The organism is Candidatus Nitrospira bockiana, assembly GCF_965152565.1.
Genome location: NZ_OZ224215.1, coordinates 666,587 through 685,058, shown reverse-complemented (window position 1 = coordinate 685,058; position 18,472 = coordinate 666,587). Strand labels below are relative to the sequence as shown.

14 protein-coding genes are annotated in these 18,472 nt (G+C 63.3%); 5 read left to right on the top strand and 9 right to left on the bottom strand.

What is annotated here, in order from left to right:
* Positions 1-162: 162 nt before the first annotated feature.
* Both ACWHYV_RS03600 and ACWHYV_RS03595 read right to left on the bottom strand, forming a co-directional pair.
* Entirely contained in the window at positions 163-1,221 is a 1,059-nt protein-coding gene (locus ACWHYV_RS03600) for a FecR domain-containing protein (RefSeq protein WP_447979290.1), read from the bottom strand.
* 239 nt (positions 1,222-1,460) lie between these two features.
* Positions 1,461-3,125 (bottom strand): ATP-binding protein, encoded by a 1,665-nt coding sequence (locus ACWHYV_RS03595; protein WP_447979289.1) that lies wholly within the window; start codon positions 3,123-3,125, stop codon positions 1,461-1,463.
* Positions 3,126-3,655: 530 nt separating this feature from the next.
* On the opposite strand from ACWHYV_RS03595, the gene ACWHYV_RS03590 reads away from it, so the two are divergent.
* Genes ACWHYV_RS03590 through ACWHYV_RS03575 form a run of 4 tightly spaced genes read left to right on the top strand, consistent with a single transcriptional unit; the run spans position 3,656 to position 10,305 of the window.
* Positions 3,656-5,353 (top strand): NADH-quinone oxidoreductase subunit 5 family protein, encoded by a 1,698-nt coding sequence (locus tag ACWHYV_RS03590; RefSeq protein WP_447979288.1) that lies wholly within the window; start codon positions 3,656-3,658, stop codon positions 5,351-5,353.
* Positions 5,353-6,660 (top strand): proton-conducting transporter transmembrane domain-containing protein, encoded by a 1,308-nt coding sequence (locus tag ACWHYV_RS03585; protein WP_447979287.1) that lies wholly within the window; start codon positions 5,353-5,355, stop codon positions 6,658-6,660. The genes ACWHYV_RS03590 and ACWHYV_RS03585 overlap by 1 nt, the downstream gene beginning before the upstream one ends.
* The gene (locus ACWHYV_RS03580) at positions 6,648-9,935 is read left to right on the top strand and encodes a DUF2309 domain-containing protein (RefSeq protein ID WP_447979286.1); all 3,288 of its coding nucleotides are present in this window, start codon (positions 6,648-6,650) and stop codon (positions 9,933-9,935) included. Before ACWHYV_RS03585 ends, ACWHYV_RS03580 begins: the two co-directional genes overlap by 13 nt.
* A gap of 28 nt (positions 9,936-9,963) precedes the next feature.
* Complete coding sequence (locus ACWHYV_RS03575) at positions 9,964-10,305, top strand: P-II family nitrogen regulator (protein WP_447979285.1); 342 nt, start codon at positions 9,964-9,966, stop codon at positions 10,303-10,305.
* A gap of 45 nt (positions 10,306-10,350) precedes the next feature.
* On the opposite strand, the gene ACWHYV_RS03570 is transcribed toward ACWHYV_RS03575, so the two are convergent.
* The 4 genes from ACWHYV_RS03570 to ACWHYV_RS03555 form a co-directional block, all read right to left on the bottom strand.
* Positions 10,351-10,521, bottom strand: coding sequence for a hypothetical protein (locus ACWHYV_RS03570; RefSeq protein WP_447979284.1), 171 nt, complete (start codon positions 10,519-10,521; stop codon positions 10,351-10,353).
* Positions 10,522-10,713: 192 nt separating this feature from the next.
* On the bottom strand, positions 10,714-11,049 hold the full coding sequence (locus ACWHYV_RS03565) for a hypothetical protein (RefSeq protein ID WP_447979283.1): 336 nt from the start codon (positions 11,047-11,049) through the stop codon (positions 10,714-10,716).
* Between the two features lie 203 nt (positions 11,050-11,252).
* Positions 11,253-11,966 (bottom strand): MgtC/SapB family protein, encoded by a 714-nt coding sequence (locus tag ACWHYV_RS03560; protein WP_447979282.1) that lies wholly within the window; start codon positions 11,964-11,966, stop codon positions 11,253-11,255.
* A 13-nt stretch (positions 11,967-11,979) separates the two neighbouring features.
* Complete coding sequence (locus tag ACWHYV_RS03555; RefSeq protein WP_447979281.1) at positions 11,980-13,014, bottom strand: methyltransferase; 1,035 nt, start codon at positions 13,012-13,014, stop codon at positions 11,980-11,982.
* A gap of 507 nt (positions 13,015-13,521) precedes the next feature.
* Between ACWHYV_RS03555 and ACWHYV_RS03550 the strand changes: the two genes are divergently transcribed.
* Positions 13,522-14,244 carry a Crp/Fnr family transcriptional regulator gene (locus ACWHYV_RS03550; protein WP_447979280.1) on the top strand — a complete coding sequence of 241 codons (723 nt, stop codon included), beginning with the start codon at positions 13,522-13,524 and terminating at the stop codon, positions 14,242-14,244.
* An 11-nt stretch (positions 14,245-14,255) separates the two neighbouring features.
* Here the strand turns inward: ACWHYV_RS03550 and ACWHYV_RS03545 are convergent, their stop codons facing one another.
* From ACWHYV_RS03545 to ACWHYV_RS03535, 3 genes are all read right to left on the bottom strand, one after another.
* Positions 14,256-16,145: a potassium transporter Kup gene (locus tag ACWHYV_RS03545; RefSeq protein WP_447979279.1), complete on the bottom strand. Its 1,890-nt coding sequence runs from the start codon at positions 16,143-16,145 to the stop codon at positions 14,256-14,258.
* A gap of 340 nt (positions 16,146-16,485) precedes the next feature.
* A complete protein-coding gene (locus ACWHYV_RS03540; RefSeq protein WP_447979278.1) occupies positions 16,486-16,728 on the bottom strand; it encodes a hypothetical protein in 243 nt (80 codons plus the stop codon).
* A 539-nt stretch (positions 16,729-17,267) separates the two neighbouring features.
* Positions 17,268-18,062 carry a PEP-CTERM sorting domain-containing protein gene (locus ACWHYV_RS03535; RefSeq protein ID WP_447979277.1) on the bottom strand — a complete coding sequence of 265 codons (795 nt, stop codon included), beginning with the start codon at positions 18,060-18,062 and terminating at the stop codon, positions 17,268-17,270.
* Between the last annotated feature and the right edge of the window lie 410 nt (positions 18,063-18,472).

Below are 18,472 nucleotides of genomic sequence, written 5' to 3'. Positions count from 1 at the left end.
CTTATTGCTCGCAGAACCTTCGTCAGCATGACTGACAGAGGCAGAAAGGCCGCGTGGGGCATCAGTGATGAGACTAGTCTAGCAGGGGGTGGAATTAGTGGGGGCTAAGAGGACTATCGAGAATGGGCTGTTCGGACTGCGCCTTCGTCGTCCCTCGTCTTTTCATGGCCGTAGGGTCCCGAGAGTCTGCGTGATCGGCGTCGTGAGCGGGCTGACGGTTGGGGCCACGGAGGTCACCGCCGTCGTCACCCCGGCGCCTGCAGTGCTCACTACCGGCGCGACGGCCCCCACCGCGGTCACGGTCGACCCTACCGTTGTCAACGTCGAGCCCATGACCGGAGAAAGGACGCCGGTCGTCGCCGACACCGTCCCTCCGCCGACGGTCGTCACGCTGCCGCTCAGCGTCGTCATCGCTCCACTTCCTGTGAGAGCCCCGGTTAATGCCGAGAGCGTCCCCGGCTCATTGGTGAGGCTTACGCCGTCGGCATACACAAGGACGGCATTTGTAGGCGCAGGGAGGAGGGGATCGAGCGGATGGTGGCGCAACGCCGTCTTGGGTGACTCTTCAATGACCGAGTCCGGACAATCGGTGGCGGCAATCACCTGCTTGACCTCGTGAACGGAGTGGTCGAGGGGAACGGGCGGGGTCGGGACCGCGCCGGGATGGGCCACGGAATAGTAGCCGGGCTTTACGATAATCGTCTCTCCACCCGCTGTAAACGCCACGTCACCCTTGTCTCCGATGTTGGCCAACCCGGTCGTCTGATGCGGCTCCACCCAGACCACGAAGTACGTCCCCCGGGCGGCGGCCACGGCGGTGGCCGTGTGCACCTCGAACCGTGAGCCGGCTCCCGTGAAGACCCGCCCGACGAGCGCGCGGACCGCCCCCTGGGTCAATTGAACGATCGCACTGCGAACCCCGCGGGCGGGGTCATACACGTGCTCGGAGATCTGAATCCGGCTGTGCTCAGGCACCGAGAGCAGCGTGTCGTCTTCGAACAGGACCTTGGCATAGGCGCGACGCTGGGTCTCGATGACGTCACGGAGGATGATCTCATCCTGGTACTTTACGGGCCGCGGCGCCGGCGTCGTCTCGCGGCTGACCGTAACGGCACCTTCGACGGTGGCGAAAATCCCGATCGACTTCGTGCCCGCGTGGCTGGTTACCGCGGGAGCGAGCATGGCGACGAGCGCAGCGAGTCTCAGGATGAGCAGTGTCATGTTGGCCTCCATAAAAGCTGCTCAGACAAGGCTAGCAGGCTTTAAGGAGGGGGCAATAAGACGAAAGGGGGATCCCGCTCTCTGCGGATCTCCTTGCGTTCCCGGACAAGGCGTTTCTTACAGACCCCGGTCGTACGACTATTGAAGCATGGGGTCCGACGAGATCGAGCCGTGATCGGCGATTGGTCGGAGGGGCCATCCATCGAACGGCGGACCGCCGTGAACAGGCGAGGGCGGGCTCAGGCAGGAGGCTGGGGCGGACGATCGAGGACCTCGCGAACCGCGGCCGCGAGAAGATCCGCCGTGAAGGGTTTTTGCAAGAACCGGATTCCGTCAAGGATCTCGTCTCGCAGGAGGGGATGGTCCGAATAGCCGGACGTGTACAGGACCTTGGCGCCGGGATGCCGCTCCCGCACCCGTCGTACGAATTCGGGTCCGCTCAAATGCGGCATGACGACGTCCGTGACGATGAGATCGGGAAATGCGACACTCCCCTCTAAGATCTCCAGCGCTTCGGCTCCATGACGCGCAGCGAGCACCCGGTATCCGTACTGTCTCAACATTTCGCCCGCGAGGTTCCGAACGGAAGACTCGTCCTCGACGAGGAGCACGGTCTCGGTACCTCGTCGATGCAGCGTGGCCTGCTGCTCCTCGATCGAGGCGACCGGTCTGTCCGAGATCGGTAGGTGAACGGCAAACGTGGTCCCGCGGCCCACGGTGCTTTGGACGGTGATCGTGCCGCCGCTTTGACGGACGATGCCATAGACGATCGAAAGCCCCAGTCCCGTCCCCTTGCCCGCGGGCTTGGTCGTATAGAACGGCTCGAAGATGTGGGCCTGGACCGAAGCGTCCATCCCCACGCCCGTATCGCTGATCGTCAAGACCACTTCCTCCGAGGCTTGGCACTCCGCGGAGACGCCAGTGGACCGCTCACGCCTGGCGGTCTGGATGGTCAGTCGCCCGCCGCGCGGCATGGCATCCCGCGCATTGATCGCCAGATTCATGACGACCTGTTCCAATTGGCCGCGGTCGATCGTGACGGACGAGGGGTGCTCATCCAGCGACGTCACCAGGTCGATGTCTTCTCCCAGGAGTTGCCGCAACATGGGAACAACCGATTCGATCACGGCATTCACGTCGACGGCCATGGTGAGCGCCGACTGTCGCCGACTAAACGTCAACAATTGCCGGGTCAGACCCGCGCCGCGTTGGGCGGCCTCCCGGATCTGCTGCAAATAGGTCCTTGATCCTTCATCCCTCTTGACGGCCATGCACAAATCGGCGCAGCCGAGGATGACCGTGATCAAGTTATTGAAGTCGTGTGCGACCCCGCCGGCCAATCGGCCGACCGCTTCCATTTTCTGCACGTCTCTGAGTTGATTGTCGCGCTGCCGCAAGGCCTCACTCGCCCGCATTTGCTCGATGACTGCAGCGGCCAGCGCGCTCACGACGACGAGGATGTCGCAATCGTCTTTGGTCAGCCTTCCGTGCTTTTTGTTGATGATTTCCAACACGCCGATCGGCTGGCCTCCCCACCGTTTCAGCGGAGCCACGATCATCTCACGGGTCTTGTACCCCGTGAATTCATCGATCGGGACGTGATGCCGGGAATCCTGTTCGACGCTCGAAACGAGCTCGGCTTGGCCGGTCGCAAAGACGGACCCGGCGACCCCCTCGTGCCAGGGGATCGCCCGTCCGAGCAGCGCGCTGCCGGCTCGGCCGACGGCATAACGGAACACCAGTTCCTTGGTCTCTTCGACGGGCAGGAGGAGCGCGCCGGCATCCGCCTCGACCACGTCCGCAGCCGTGGTCAACGTGTACCGGATCGCTTCATCGACGTCCCGGCAGCGGCTCAGGCCTTCGATGATTCGACCGACAGCCTCGAGATACCTGTTGGAATCCATGTCGTGCTCGGGATGGACGCGCGGGCAAGACGCGGAGAGCGCAAGCGATATCAATCGATAACGGTAGAGCGTCGCCGGCAATGTGTCAAATAGCAGGGGGAGCGACCGCGAGAGTTGGAAACGGCGAGAGCATGGCCCCCAAGAAAGGGGCCCGATCGACCGTGACGGCCAAGGCCCCGAGCCGTGGTGCAGGGGCCGCCGTTCGGAACGATCGGACCAGAAGACGAACCATGAGGCGACTGAGGAGCCCCTTTCACAGGGACACAGGGGGACGCCTCGTCTCTCGTCGGCCTTTTGAGCCCAAAGACCCAGCATACTGAGTGAGCATTAGGCCTATTGCCTTGACGAAGATGCCCCAAATGGTGCATTCGTGGTATCCGCCGTCTTGTCGAGAGCCGTCGGGATGCCACGCGACGAGTGAGCAACCGCTTCATCTTGAATTCCGTGAACGTCCGGTTCTCCCGTTTCCCGGCGCGTGATGAGGGCTGCGGAATGAGCCGGGCGAGTCCAAACGGGCCTGGAACCGACCTATGTCGCTTGTGATACTCGTTCCGCTGCTCCCGCTTCTCGCGGCGATCATCGTTCTGGTCGGTGAGCCGGAAGGGCAACCCCGACGGACGAGGCTCGGCGTCCTCCCTCTCGCAGCGGCATTCGTCGGCTCCCTCGTGACCTTGGTCGTGGTCGCTTCGCACGGACCGTATACCATCCGGTTCTACGATCCGTCGTCTCTCGCCAATGCGGCGCTCCCGTTGGGCTTCCACATCGACCGGCTCAGCGCGATGATGATGGTCTTGATCTCGGGGGTGTGTACCGTCATCTACCGCTACTCGGTGAATTACATGTACCAGGAGCCGGGGTATGCGAGGTTCATGGCGCTGATCGGCGCCACGACGTTCGTGCTCCTCGCCATGGTGTCGAGCATCAATTTGGTGATGCTGTTCGTGTGCTGGCAGCTCCTGAGCTACCTCCTCTCCTTGCTCGCCCACAACCTGACGCACGCCGCCACGCTCGAGGGCGCGTTTCGGACCTTCACGCTCCTGCGCGTGGGGGACGCGGGGTTTCTCGCGGGAATCGTGCTCGCCCATTCCCTCTACGGGACCATCGAGTTGGACGAGCTCTTTGCCAGGGCGGCTGAAACGCCCGTCACGCTCTCGCCTCTCCCCGGCCTCGAGATGAGCGGGGCCACCGCCGTGGCCCTCCTGATCTTCATCGGCGTCATGAGCAAGTCGGCGCAGTTCCCGCTTCACATCTGGCTGCCGCGCTCGCTCTACGCGCCGACCCCGGTCCATGCGTTGCTCCACGCCGGGATCATCAATGCCGGCGGGTTCCTGATGAACCGCCTGGCTCCGTTATATGGACTGAGCCCGATGTCGCTGCACGTCGCCTTCGTCGTCGGTACCGTGACCGCCATCTTCGGCGCCTCCATGATGCTGGCCCAAAACGACATCAAGAAGACGCTCGGCTATTCCACCATCGGGCAGATGGGCTACATGATCATGGAGTGCGGGCTCGGCGCCTTCGCCTTGGCGGTCTTCCATTTGATCGCGCACGGGATCTTCAAGGCCACGGTCTTCTTGAACTGCGGGAACGTCATTCACAAGGCCCGCCAGGATCCTGCCTTTCCCCACGTACCCCACGCGACCGACGACGCGGAGTTCTCGCGCCTCACCTGGTCGACGGGATTTTTTACCACCCTGCTGATGCCGCTCGTGATTCTGCTCGTGGCGCATGGCGCGCTGCGGATCCCGATCCTGGATTCCCAGGGCACGGTCATCTTCCTTTTCTTCATCTGGGTCACGTCCTCGCAAGCGATTCTCACGCTCACGCGTCTGCGCGCCGTCGCGTCTTGGAAGGTGTCGGCGGCCATGCTCCTGACGCTGCTTGTCGTCGTGTTCACCTACCTCTTCGCCGCCGAACGCTTCACCGAGTTTCTCTACCCGGATCGAGAGGAGGTCGCCTCGTATTTCCAGGCTGCGGCCCTTCCCGGGCCGCTGTTCGACGGGCTCGTGATCGTGACGACGCTGCTCATCATCCTGAGCTGGTTCTACCTGTATGCCAAAACCCGGGGTGAGCACATGCGGGTGCCCCGATGGGTGACCCAACTGCACGTCCGGCTCTATGTGCTGTTCTTGAACCATCTCTACCTCGACGTGATCTATTCCAAGCTGGGACGAATCGTCTTGCGCCTGGCCTATCGCCTCGATCGAGGGTCGGTCGGGAGGCCGTGATGACGGGCTTCATGACCGCCTCCCTCCTGCTCGTGGCGATTCCGCTCCTGGGCACGGCCGTGGGGCTCCTGCTCCGGGGCAACCTCGAGGCGCTGAAGGGCTGGCTCTTGCTCGTCACCTTGATCAGTCTCGGCAGCACCGTCTGGATCGCCGGAACCATCCCTGAGCAAGCCGCCGCACTGCCGCTCCTCGCGCTTCTCCCCATTGCCGCGTTCGTGTCCCTGCTCGGGCAGCCCTTGCACCGCGCCAACTGCGCGGCGTGGTTGCTGACGCTGCTTCTCCTGGGATTCGGACTCGGGGTCTTGGCCTACCCGGCTTCTTTGTCGCTGTTCTGCTTGCTTCTCCTACTGGCCGTCATCGGCATGACGCTCGTTCACTCTCGACGTCACGGCGACCTTCAGGCTCGGTGGGGCGTCGGGATGCTCGGGCTCGGGATGCTCACGGTGACCGCAGCGATGACCCTCTCCCCTCCCCTGTCCACCGTCGCCTTCACGATCGCATGCGCGGTCACGCTCCCGCTCGTGCCGTTTCACTCGGGCTATGTCGCCGCATTGACGGCCTTGCCGGGAAACCTGCCCGCCTTCCTCGCCCTGCTCCTCCCCCTCATGGGCTTCCACGGGCTGCTGGCCGTGCTCGCCCAGGTGCCGGCGGGTGCAGCGGAGGCGGGCGCCGTGCTGGCGTTAGGGGGAATGATCTATGGCTCCTTGAAAGGATTGACGCAGTCGCGCGCGGCCTCCGTGGTGGCCTATGGCGGCGTCGCCTTCTTCTCGATCCTGTGGTGGTGGCTGGCTACGACTCGGTCCCTCGCCCCCCCCACGGTCGTGTACGTGAATGCGGTCGGCTTGGCTACGAGCGGGTTGCTCCTCGCGTGGGATGTGCTGCGGGTCCGCTACGGCGAGATCGGGGTCCGTGCGCTCAGCGGACTGGCTCAATCCATGCCTCGCTTCGCCGTCGTGCTCTCGCTGTTGGGGCTTGCCGCGCTGGGTCTGCCGCCGTTCGGCGTCTTCTCCGGATTCATGGGCATGCTGCTGGCTCCCGCGTCCACGTGGTCCGCCGGGCTGATCGTTGTGATCCTCGCATGGCTCAGCGCCTCCTGGTACGTGTTCGACCTCATGCAAGGGCTCCTGTTCGGTCGCCACCGCCCGGAGCGCCGTCGTGAGGATCTCCACAATCCCGAACTGGTCCCGCTGATCATCGTCCTGGTCCTCTTGATCGCCTTGGGCGTCATGCCGTCTCGCCTGTTCCACCTCGGGCCGGCCACCCTCGGCCACACCGCCGCCAGTGAGTTTCCGGTATGGGACCACTAACCCCGACGGTCGATCTCGAAACCCGCCGCATGGAGCTTCGCGGCATTGTCCGCCTGGCCGGCGAGGTCATTGGGCAATACTGGCCCATGCGCACCTTCATCCACCACAATCCTCTCCACAGCCTCGAGTATCTGCCGTTCGAAGAGACGGTCGGGCTCGGCCGGAAATTTCTTGGGGCCCGCGGCTATCTGCCCGGCGAGACGTACCGGGGGTACCTTCGTACGGGCCGACTACACGTCCGTCACCTCGACGAGGCCTTGCAACCCCTGGTGCGTGATGAGTACGTCACGGTCGGTCCGTGCCGGATCGGACATCGGGAGACCCTTCGCGCCTGCCTCACCCACGGGCTCTACGCGGCCGTGCACGAGCCGTTCGATGCGTTGCTGGATCAGGGCTCGGCCGAGCAATTGGTCAACGCCGTGGCCGACCATCTCGCCCCTGTGCTGAGGGCGCCGGCGATGGAGGGTCGGATTGCGGCCGCCGTGCGGGAGGACCGGGAGGCGTTGGGGCGCTATCTGACCCTCTCGAACTGGTGCGATCGCACGTTGGGCACCCAGATCGTCACGCTCGTGAACGGCGAACTGATCAAATGGTGTGGCGCGTTCTTGGACGAAGGCCAGAGCGCCTGGTCGATGCCGGGACGCGAGCAAGGGTTCTACCAGGCGTGGAAAGCGCTTGCCGCTCAGGAGTGGCTCCCTTGCGGGATCACCGACAGCCGACGGAAAATCGCCGCGTTGCCCGATCACGCTGAAGACGCCGTCCTGGAAAGCTTGGCGGTCCTCGGGATCCCCGACGACCTTCGCCAGGACTATCTCTCGCTGCAATTGACGGCTCTTCCCGGCTGGGCCGGATTCATCAAGTGGCGCGCCGAGCAACGGGACTATGCCTGGCAACAGGTCTACCCGGTCAGTTTGGTGAAGTTCCTCGCCGTCCGTCTCTGGTACGTCCGTGAGCTGGTGCAGACAGCCTGCCGCGAGGAGCTTGCGATCGAGGGAAACTTCCCCGCCGTCTCCGCGTACATGCGGGACCATCCGCATGAATACTTCCTCCGGAAGGAACAGGTCGCCGGACGCCTGCCGGCCGCTCATGCGGAGGAGGTGCAGCGACTCTCACGGAATCGACGCAACGGCTGGAAGGCGCTCGCCGATCGGTTGGCGATCGACACGGGGCCCCAGCGAGACCGATCCCTGCGGCGCGCGGCGGCGCGCCGCCTGCTCACGCTGGCCCACGCACTGGAGCTTGCGCCGACCGTCTTGCTCGACGGGGATCCCGAAGACCTCGCGACGCTGGTGGCCTGGATGGATGCCTTTCCCGAAGCGGCTCACGGCCCGGTCTGGTTGAAGGCCTTGGAAGCCGGATATCACGAGCACGTGTTCGGCATGCTGAAGCGGACCGCGTCCACGGCCACGGTGAGACGTCCCGAGACGACTCCACCCATGCGGCCGCAGTCGCAATCGGTCTTCTGCATTGACGTGCGCTCCGAACCCTTTCGGCGTCATCTGGAATCGACCGGCGACCACGAGACATACGGCTTCGCGGGATTTTTCGCCGTCTTCATTCGGTATCGCGGGTGGGGCAAGGAGCACTACACCGAGCAGTTCCCCATCGTCATGCGGGCCCGCAACGAGGTGCGGGAGATTGCGCGCAGTTATCTCGAGCACATCGTCTCCAAGCACGAATCACGATCGAAGCTCCTCCATGCCGGCCATACGCTCCTCCACGACTTGAAGGAAAACGTCGTCACGCCGTACGTCATGGTGGAGTCGCTGGGATGGTTCTATGGCCTGCCGCTCATCGGGAAGACGTTGCTGCCCGCCCTCTATCAGCGCCTTACTGCCTGGGTCCAACGCCTCGTCGTGCCTCCGATCGCCACGAGCCTGACGGTCGACAAACTGTCGCCCGCCGAGATCGAGGAGATGGTGGTGGGCGAGCAGCGGGCCGTCATCTGGAAGGCCCTGCGCGGCGAGCTCGGTCTCCGTGGCTCACGGATCTCTCCCGGATTCGTGGAAGCCTTGCGCCTGCAGGCGATGAACGGGGAAGAGAGCCTCGATCCTTCGCTGGTCCACGCGGCTGACGACCTGGCGCTCTCGAAAGACGTCGTGGCGGCGTTCGTGGACGTCCTGCGCCGCCGGTATCGGATCGAGCAGCGATCGGCTTCGCTCCAAAAGGAGCGGATCACGCGCACCGGCTTCACCCTCGACGAGCAGGTGGTGACGGTGGAGACGGCGCTCCGCATGATGGGGCTGACGCGGGACTTTGCGCGACTCGTCTTGTTCTGTGCGCACGGCAGCACCTCGGAGAACAATCCGTTCGAATCCGCGCTGGACTGCGGCGCCTGCGGCGGCAATCAGGGGCAACCCAACGCCCGCGTGCTCGCCATGATGGCAAACAACGCCAAGGTACGGGAACGCATGGCGAAAGTCGGGATCACGATTCCGCCCGACACTCACTTTCTGGCCGGCCAGATCGATACGACCACCGATGCGGTGCAGCTCTTCGACCTCGAAGAGGTGCCGCCGACGCATCGAAAGGATGTCGCCCGACTGCTGGAGAATCTCCGTGAGGCATCCGAGCTCACCAGCCAGGAGCGCTATGGCCGGTTCCCGGAGGTCACGCCCGGCGTGCCGGTTCCCACGCTCCGGGCCCATCTACGGGCGCGCAGTACCGACTGGAGTCAGGTACGGCCGGAATGGGGCTTGGCCGGAAATGCCGCCTTTGTCGTCGGCCGGCGCGATCTGACGAAAGGCCTCAACTTGGGCGGGCGCGTCTTCCTGCATTCCTATGATCACCGTGAAGACCCGACCGGTCGCGCGCTCGAGGTCATCATGACGGGCCCACAGCTCGTCGCCGAGTGGATCAACCTGGAGCACTATTTCTCCACGGTCGACAATGAGGTGTATGGGAGCGGCAGCAAGGTATATCATAACGTGGTCGGGCGACTCGGGATCATCTCGGGGCCCTGGAGTGACCTCAGACTGGGGTTGGCCCGGCAGACCGTGATGAACGGCGACGTGCCGTATCACGAGCCGATGCGGTTGTTGACCGTGATCGAAGCGCCGCGCACGAAAATCGGCGAGCTCATCGGGCGACACGAGCTGTTGCAGCATTTCTATCACAACGAATGGGTGCACCTCGTCGCGCTCGACCCGGAGGACGGGGGATTGTACCGGTATCGGCCGGCGGGAACGTGGACTTCCGTTCGGTCCGTTGATTCCGTTAGTGCCGTGAATTCGGTTCAAGGGACCGAAATGGACGCAACCGACTCACGGACATAACGCCGAAAAGGGAAAGGAGTTGGTCGAAATGAGCGGGCTGACGTTGCATCCAATGAAGGAAATTCGCGTGATCGTCGCGGGGGAGCACCGGGCCTTCGTGACCGATTTGCTCGATAAAGTGAACGCGACCGGCTACACCATCATCGGCAACGTGTCGGGGAAAGGCCACCACGGCGTCCGTGAGGCCCACTTCATGTTCAATGAGCAGGAAAGCCTCGTGATGATCATGACGGTGGTGCCGGAAGAGAAGGTCGAGCCGATCTTGGCCGGACTGCGCCCCCTGTTCAACAAGCACTCCGGCGTCATGTTCGTCACGGACGTCGCGGTCAGCCGGCGGGAGTACTTCGGGAAGCCGGTCACCAGCTCCTGACCCTCGTGCTCGACGGCCCGGTCCCGACCCCGCGACACGCGCGTCCTAGTCCACCTCCTCCTCAGCCTCCAGGCAGGTGAAGCAGCGATCGAACTCCGGCGAGCCGTGATCGGTGCAGAAATATCGTTCGCACCGCACGCAGGTCAGAAACGTCGTCCGGTACCGTTCATCGGTCTCGCAGAGGTAGCACTGCCCGGCAGTCCGTGCTTTCGGCATCGGCTCCCTGTCACGCTCTGAGACACAGACTACCTGGACGGCCGGGATGTCGGCGCCCGGCAGATCCCTCCACGACGTGTCGAGGCGAGTCTGTTTTCGGGATAGGGCGCCGGCGTACGCAGAGCCCCGGCCTTGGCTCCGGGCTCAGCCCCGTACCTTCGGCTCCTTGGAAAGCGCCGGAATGGGGCTGGCTTACCGGTGCGCTCGACCCTCGCCGGGTCTCGTGGTCGCCGCCCTCGCTTCAGGATCGAGGTCGGCCCGCGAGGGCCCTGTATTCGGGACGGCACCGGGATTGGCCCCGGCCGGGCTCTCCATTTCCACGCCGATCTGGACCTCTTTCTCCGAGTCCTGCATGGAATGGACGGGAGCATTCCCGACCGGGAGCGGGCCGGAGCCCGGATAGTCCTCGAAATCTTTCCCCCCACTGGCCTGGGTATGCGGGCTGCGCTGCTCGATCGGCTCTTGGACCCGTAGCCCTTTGGGCCCCGCCCCACGCGCTTCCTTGCCGTTCTCGATCTTGGAGTCCATCGGCCACCTCCGTAGTGCCTCTTTTCCCAGCCCCATGGCCAGGACGACATCAGAAGCGGCGGCGCCGGTCTATCGGAGCAACACCTGCGAAGGCCGGTCTAAGGAAGCGGGCGGTCTCCCGAGAAACGCCCAGCACAGCGGCCCGGTCACGTCCAGGCTCACGTCAGCTCTCGGTCGAGCGGATGGTGGCTGTCAGGGAAGGCTCACGCCTGCAGCTCGTCCTTGCCGTTCCGGTCGAGGATCTCCCAACTGACGGCGCGAATCCCGGGCTCCAAGCTCAGGCGGGTCGTCAATTCTTCCAGCACCTGCTCCTGACCGCCGCTGATGACGAGATCGGCTTGAAGGCGGGATTGGTTCGACTCACTCACCTCTTCGCTGCGCATGGCCTGCAGGACCAGACCCTTGCGCCCCACCGCCTGCAGCATCACCGCCCGGATGCGGTGCTCCTCTTGACTGAGACAGGTCAGTTGAAAGCGATACGATGATTGCACCTCGGAGGCTTTCAGTGGCCGCCGGTTGATCACCACGCTGATCGGCCGCAAGAAGACATTCGTGCCGATCACGACGAACGAGGACACGACGGCGGCGCCGAGAAAGCCGGCCCCCGCCAGCGTGCCGACCGCGGCCGTGCACCACAAGGTGGCGGCGGTCGTGAGCCCCCGGACGTTCAGGCCTTCGCGAAGGATGACGCCACCCCCCAGAAAGCCGATTCCGGTGACCACCTGGCCGACGACCCGCGCCGCTCCCTGATCTTCCACGATCATGGTCGAGAGGGCGACGAAGGCCGCGGAGCCGAGCGCGACCAGGGCGTTCGTGCGGAGTCCCGCGCCCCGCTGGCGCCATTGCCGCTCCAAGCCGATGGCGCCCCCGAGCAGCACGGCGACCGCGATGCGCAGACCGAAATCCATGAGCAGCATGCCGTCGATGAGCCTACCGTGATTGGGCCGCTTTGACACCCCCGACGATCCCCATCAGCCCGTCGAGCATCGGGCGGACTCCCTCGTACCGCCAACCGGCCCGTTCCAGCAAGCGGGCATATTCGTCAGCCGTCCGCTCTTGTCCCGTGCCCCAACACATCATGTGGATGTCGAACAGCTTCGAAAAATGGGACGTCCCGGGTTCCGGCACGACGTGCTCGATCAGAAACATGCGTCCGTGGACCGGCGCGGCCCGATAGGCGTTCGAGAGGATCCGGACCGATTCTTCATCGTTCCAGTCATGGATGATCAATTTCATCAAGTAAACGTCGGCGGGCGGAACCGCCTCGAACATGTTCCCGGCAACGTAGCGGCACCGATCCGCCAGCCCCAATTTGGTCGCCCACAGGTGTTCCGGGTTCCGGATCACGCTTGGTCGCTCCACGACGAGCCCATCCAGGTGGGCGTGCGCGGCCAAGATCCCGCACAAGAGATGGCCGTGCCCTCCGCCGATATCACAGACCGTGCGAACCGAGCCGAAATCGACCCCGGCCAACGCCTTGATGGCCGCCGCCGTCTGGACCGTGGAATAACTGCTCATCGCCTCGTTGAAGACCGCGGCGTACGTCGCGTCCGCCTCCGCATGCTCGAACGCCATCCGCCCAAATTCCCGCACGAAGGCGTTCTGCTTCCCGTCGCGCACCATGTCCGGCAGATGCTTCCAGAGGGCATAATGTTCCGGCCCTTCTTCCAGCAGCGCCATGCCGCGAAAGGTCTCAGGGTGGTCGGCCAACAGATACCGCCCCGCGTCGGTCAACTGGAACCGGCGGCCTGGCTCCTCGACGAGCAGGCCGAGGCTCGCCAAGGCTCTGAGCAACCGATAGCCAAGGGCCCGGTCCAATGCGAGCTCGTCCGTGATCTCAGTGGCCGTCTTTGCACCGTCCTTCAACGTCTCGAAGACGCCGAGCTTGACGCCTGCATACAGAATCTGGCTGCGCCACCGCCCGAAGAGCAAATCCGACACCTTCGTCTTGGCTTCCATCGTCATGATGCTCTCCTTTGTGGGCCCCTGTTGTACACCAACCGGCGCCCTCAAGGCGAGTCGGATCGTAACGGGCGAAGACTCGGCCATCTCGCAGCTCTTGGTCGCGGTTGGAGCTCCGACGGCAAGAATGCCCGATCAGGGTGCGATCCCATCGTTCAGAGCTGAATTGCTTTCGAGTGCCCCCTCGTGGTAGATACGGGCGGCTCGAAACAACGGCGTCTCGAGCGAGGGCGGTGTTCGAGTGGAGATGGACAATGGCGTCCTCCCCAGTCGTGGGGGACGCCTTTCTTTTTGGCTTGGTTTGCACGTCACCCCAAGCTTGCTCCACTTCAGGCAAGCTCATTGGAGGCCGGTGATGGCGTGTGAGTTCGTCGTCTGCTCAGCAATCATCCGGCCTGCCTGCCGCGCGGGTGTCCTCTTCTTCTCAGGCGCACGACCGCACATCCCCCTTGAGCAAGGCCCGGCTCCTTGGCTCCCTAGACTCCTGTCTCCCTCCCTAGGAGGTCGTTCATGAGCACGCCGGTGGAAACCACCAACCAGCTTCTTGCCGCACTCCCTTCGGCCGACTTGGCCGTCTTGCATCCCCATCTGTCCGATATCACGGTGGCCGTCGGTCAGACGCTGTTTGACCCCGGAGACATCTTCCGGGACGTGTACTTCCCCACGACTGCGGTCATCTCGCTGATCACGGTCATGAACGACGGCCAGATGGCGGAGGTCCTTGCGATCGGCAACGAAGGCATGATCGGCATCCGGCTCCTGTATGACGACGACGAAGCGTTCGCCCGGGCCGTCTGTCTCGGCTCAGGCCATCTCGTGAAGATCGATGCCGAGACCTTCTGGCACGTTGTGAAGACGAAGCCGGCCGTCCGCCATGTCATCCATCATTACGCTCACGCCTTCTTGGTCGAGGTGTTTCAGTTTGCGGCCTGCAATATCGTCCACAACGACTCACAGCGGTTTGCACGTTGGTTGCTGAGAAAGCACGACCAAACGAAGAGCACGGAGTTTCCTCTGCCCGAAGAGCTCATCGCCGGTATTCTCGCTATTTCCCCGCACCGCTTGAGAGAGTTACTCGCTCACTTTCAGCACAAGAAGCTGATCACGTTTGACACGACCCGAATCCGTATCTGTGATCGGGCGGGCCTGGAGCGGGTGACGTGCGAGTGTTACGCCAGGGTCCAGGCCGAGCTGTTGAAGATCCGCATGAGGATCCGGCGTGGAGCGGGATGAGCGAGGTCCTGTCAGATTTCCACCACCAGCCCGATCTCGACGACCTGGTCGGGATGAATCTGAAAGTACGAGCTCGATCGCTGTGAGTTCCGCGTGAGGAACACGAACAGGTGCTCCCGCCACAGGGCCATCCCAGGTTTCGGCGTCGCCAGGAACGTCAAGCGGCTCAGAAAGAAGGTCGTGTCCTCCAGCGGCACGTGGAGCCCCTCCACGCTGCAATCCCGCAAGGCCTGCGGCACGTTCGGCCGGTCCATGAACCCATACCGCACGAGGATTCGATAGACCGAGTCCTTGATCGGCCGCACCTCCAACTGCTTCTCGCACGGCACGTGCGGCACCCTCTCGGTCAGGATCGTCAGGAAGATGAGATGCTGGTGGAGCGCTTTGTTGTGCTTCACATTCTGGAGAAAGGCCGGCGGGGTGGCGTCCGAGCGCGTGGTCATGAACACCGCCCACCCGGGCACGCGGACAGGACAGGTGGCCAGCGCCTGCTCCACGAAGCGATCGAACGGCGGAAACTGCGTGTTGATGTGCTGCATGACGATGGCGCGGCCGCGGTGCCAGGTCGTCATCAAGGTGAACATGAAGGCCCCGAGGACCAAGGGAAACCAGCCGCCGTGCGGGATCTTCACGGCGTTGGCGCCGAAGAACGAGAGGTCGACGACCGCCAACCCGGCCACGACGGCGCCAGCAAGGAAGACCCGCCACTTCCAGACATGCCGGGCGACGGCATACATCAGCAGGGTCGTGATCACCATCGTGCCGGAGACCGCGATGCCGTACGCCGAGGCAAGCCGGCTCGACGAGCCGAAGGCGACCACCAAGCTGATCGTGCCGACCGCCATGAACCAGTTGAGCGCCGGGACATAAATTTGGCCGATCTGTCGTTCGGAGGTGTGCCGGATATCGACCGGCGGGAAATACCCGAGTTGCACCGCCTGCAGCGTCAACGAAAAGACGCCCGTCAACATGGCCTGTGACGCGATGATCGTCGCCACGGTCGCGAGCGCCACGAGGGGGTACTGCATCCAGGAGGCGGCGAGATGATAAAAGGGATTGCTGACGGTGGCGGGATCACGGAGCAGTAGGGCGCCCTGCCCGAAGTATTGGAACAGCAGGGCCGGCAAGGCGATCGCAAACCAACCCGCCTGGATCGGTCGTCTTCCGAAGTGCCCCATGTCGGCATAGAGCGCTTCGGCCCCGGTCAACGCCAAAAATATGCTGCTCAGCACCACGAATCCCTGGCTCGCATGGTGGATGAGGAAGCGAACGGCGTGGAGGGGATTACCGGCCTGCAAGACCTGCGGGCTCCGGACGACGCTGAGAAGCCCGAGCACACCCATTGTCCCGAACCAGAGCAGCATCACCGGGCCGAAGATGCTCCCGATGCGGCCGGTCCCTCGATACTGAACCAGGAACAGCCCGGCCAGGATCAGCACCGTGATCGGGACGACATACGGCTGCAACGCAGGGATCGAGATCTCCAAACCTTCCACGGCACTCAGGACTGAAATGGCCGGCGTGATGATCCCGTCGCCGTAAAGAAACGAGGCGCCGATGAGACCGAGAACCCCCACGCCCCCGAGCGCGGCCACGGTCGCCGTCGGCCTATGATGTTGCGCGAGGGCCATGAGCGCCAGGATGCCCCCTTCCCCGTCATTGTCGGCCCGCATGACGAACAGAATGTATTTCACGGTGACGACGAGGACCAGCGCCCACACGATCAATGAGAGGACGCCGAGGACGTTCGCCTCGCTGACGGGCACGCCATGAGTCGGATGAAAGCACTCGCGCAGCGCGTAGAGCGGGCTGGTGCCGATATCCCCGTACACGACGCCGAGGGCGCCAAGCGTGAGCAAGGGCAGATGGCGATCGGCGGGCAGGACGGGCTTGTCGGGCATGGGCGGTCCTAGGAGTCTGCCATTCTACTGCGGCACATGCTCTGCAGGCATCTGCCTCGTGCTCGGCACGAAACACTCCTCGCCGTATTTCGGCGAGCAGCCTCCGAGGTTTTTGACCCAGGGGCCTCGTCCCTGCCTGGATCTCCTTCGCCTCTGAGCGACGGATGACTCGGATGGAGTCTTCGCGCTACGGGCGGCGTGCCGACACACCTCGGTTGACGGACTTCGTCCCAAACCACCCTGAAGAGCGTGACACCGAGGGAGCCCGACGAGGCCGACGATACAGGTCAGGAATCGGCGGCAAGGAGAAAGGGCATGGACCCGGTTGGCAGGACGCGAATCACTCCTCCACGGGGTGGGAACATCTTGCCTTGATGTGCTCCTCGATCCACGACACCGCGTAGGCTCGGGCGACGGCGTCGGCCTGCTCCTGCGTGGCACACATCGGCCCTCGGGTCAGACGATGGTGATCGCTGTCGCGCGGTCCCCAGCTGATCGAGGCGCATGGCTGCCACTTGTTCGGCTTTTGAATGTGATACGACAGGAGCCGGATTTGGTACCCCTTATAGGTTGCGTCGCGCATCCTGACCTCGACTTCTTCTGCTCTTCACTCTCACCTCAGACGGAGTTTGCCCGATCACTGGGGCCCGGCAGTGGACCGGGCCATTGAACCGCCACGGCACAGACCTAGCCGCTCCCACCAAAGCCAAGACTCCTCCAGTGTACCGGGTCGGACCGCAAGCAGGCAGGCGGCGTGGAGAGACGATACGGTCAGCGCTACGCGAACTAACCTGAGGGCCCCAACGTACAAGGAGGTCGTCTCAACCGACTTGCCCGTTTCAAGTTATTCTTGCCGTGTCATGCGGACTTGCGGGGCGAGGTGATCGAACGCCGCGTGATGGCCTGGCTGACCCTCAAGCTGTAGACGAGAGCAGTGCTCCCGAAGGAAGAAAAGGGAGAATAGAGGGTTGGTGTACTGAGGTGTGCAATCGTCGTCCAACAAGCCCGGCATCCTGGACGTCACACTCGGTGCGCGCGTTGATTGCACCGGACCGGGAGTGTTCCTTCTCGGCCGAGCCGCCCGGCAGCGACACTTCAGCCCCGAGCGGCTCCGCCAATGGCTTAGCTGTTCACCTTCCGCTTCAAAGCAAAGAACGCAAGGCCGGCCAGACCTGTAGCCATGAGTAATAACGACGCCGGCTCAGGGACGGACGGGATGATCACTCGCTCCGATCCGAACGTTACGTTATCGATCTGAAAGCCGGCCGGTTCATTGCCGGTAATGTAAAAGGAGACACCGCTGATGGCGCTGCCCCCTCCCAAGATCGCCAAGCCGTAAAACTCAAAGCCCGTCTGCGAATTGGTGATCGTGCCCAAACTGACCCCATTGGCGTCGAAGGCTTCGATGGTGGTCGCACCAACCGCATCGAAAAAGCCGCCTTTCAATCCGACGCCTGCGACGGGCTGACTGAAGAGAATCGAGATTGGTCCGTTGAACGTCGGCGTGCCGCTCAAAACGGGGCTGGTTGCACCCGGGGCACCGTCATTGACCGTTTGCGTGACAGGCGCCAGAGGGTCGAGGGCAAGGGGCCCGGTTGGGGTGGTGTCAATCAAGGTATTCGGGAATCCACCGCCAGCCGCCTGACCGATAAAGTGCCCACCAAATGACACGGTCACGTTTCCCAGATCAGGTACCCCAACGAAGTTGTAGACCGGGTTCACCGTGCCCAACGCAACTTCATCGAACTCGATGACCGATGCTAATGGAGAAAAGGAGCCGGGTCCCAAGTTGACGAGTGCGGCTCGCCCCGTGGTCGGTATGACAGCGAGGGTCAATGCCAAGATCCACGCCGCGGTGGCGGTTCTTGCCGTCAGCTCACGTCTCTCTAGTCCCATCTTACGAATCTCGGCGTTCATCTCTTGCTCCTTTCATGATCAGTGCGCTGGTGCTTTCACTTAGATGCCCTTCTCCAGGAGGACTGCCTCCATCCACCTTTGTCGCTGATCTCCTTTCGTTAGATCGGCAAAGCCTTTTCGAGGCAGACCCGTCGGACGCCCCCCGAGTCGTAGCAGGCAACGATCGTGCTAGGTAGTAACCCTTGTTTTTATTGGTGAGGAAAGGAATTGGAGAGCGGGCCCTGTAAAGAGTTTCGACAGTCACCAGCGGCAGGACGCATGGGGGAGGTCAAAATATTCGGGAGATCAGCCAAATAAATTCAGAGGTTGGCAGCACACATGGCGTCGCCCAGAAAATACGTACATAAATGTAAATATTTCTTACACTCCTACAGTTATTCAGCCTTCCCGCTGACAACGGAAGCGGTCCG

Excerpts from the sequence above, each read along its gene's own strand:
- ACWHYV_RS03565 (WP_447979283.1), bottom strand. The coding sequence starts at position 11,049 with ATGGACTCCAAGATCGAGAACGGCAAGGAAGCGCGTGGGGCGGGGCCC.
- ACWHYV_RS03580 (WP_447979286.1), top strand. The coding sequence starts at position 6,648 with ATGGGACCACTAACCCCGACGGTCGATCTCGAAACCCGCCGCATGGAG.
- ACWHYV_RS03535 (WP_447979277.1), bottom strand. The coding sequence starts at position 18,062 with ATGAACGCCGAGATTCGTAAGATGGGACTAGAGAGACGTGAGCTGACG.
- ACWHYV_RS03540 (WP_447979278.1), bottom strand. The coding sequence starts at position 16,728 with ATGCGCGACGCAACCTATAAGGGGTACCAAATCCGGCTCCTGTCGTAT.
- ACWHYV_RS03555 (WP_447979281.1), bottom strand. The coding sequence starts at position 13,014 with ATGACGATGGAAGCCAAGACGAAGGTGTCGGATTTGCTCTTCGGGCGG.
- ACWHYV_RS03585 (WP_447979287.1), top strand. The coding sequence starts at position 5,353 with ATGACGGGCTTCATGACCGCCTCCCTCCTGCTCGTGGCGATTCCGCTC.
- ACWHYV_RS03560 (WP_447979282.1), bottom strand. The coding sequence starts at position 11,966 with ATGCTGCTCATGGATTTCGGTCTGCGCATCGCGGTCGCCGTGCTGCTC.
- ACWHYV_RS03550 (WP_447979280.1), top strand. The coding sequence starts at position 13,522 with ATGAGCACGCCGGTGGAAACCACCAACCAGCTTCTTGCCGCACTCCCT.
- ACWHYV_RS03545 (WP_447979279.1), bottom strand. The coding sequence starts at position 16,145 with ATGCCCGACAAGCCCGTCCTGCCCGCCGATCGCCATCTGCCCTTGCTC.
- ACWHYV_RS03570 (WP_447979284.1), bottom strand. The coding sequence starts at position 10,521 with ATGCCGAAAGCACGGACTGCCGGGCAGTGCTACCTCTGCGAGACCGAT.
- ACWHYV_RS03595 (WP_447979289.1), bottom strand. The coding sequence starts at position 3,125 with ATGGATTCCAACAGGTATCTCGAGGCTGTCGGTCGAATCATCGAAGGC.
- ACWHYV_RS03590 (WP_447979288.1), top strand. The coding sequence starts at position 3,656 with ATGTCGCTTGTGATACTCGTTCCGCTGCTCCCGCTTCTCGCGGCGATC.
- ACWHYV_RS03600 (WP_447979290.1), bottom strand. The coding sequence starts at position 1,221 with ATGACACTGCTCATCCTGAGACTCGCTGCGCTCGTCGCCATGCTCGCT.
- ACWHYV_RS03575 (WP_447979285.1), top strand. The coding sequence starts at position 9,964 with ATGAGCGGGCTGACGTTGCATCCAATGAAGGAAATTCGCGTGATCGTC.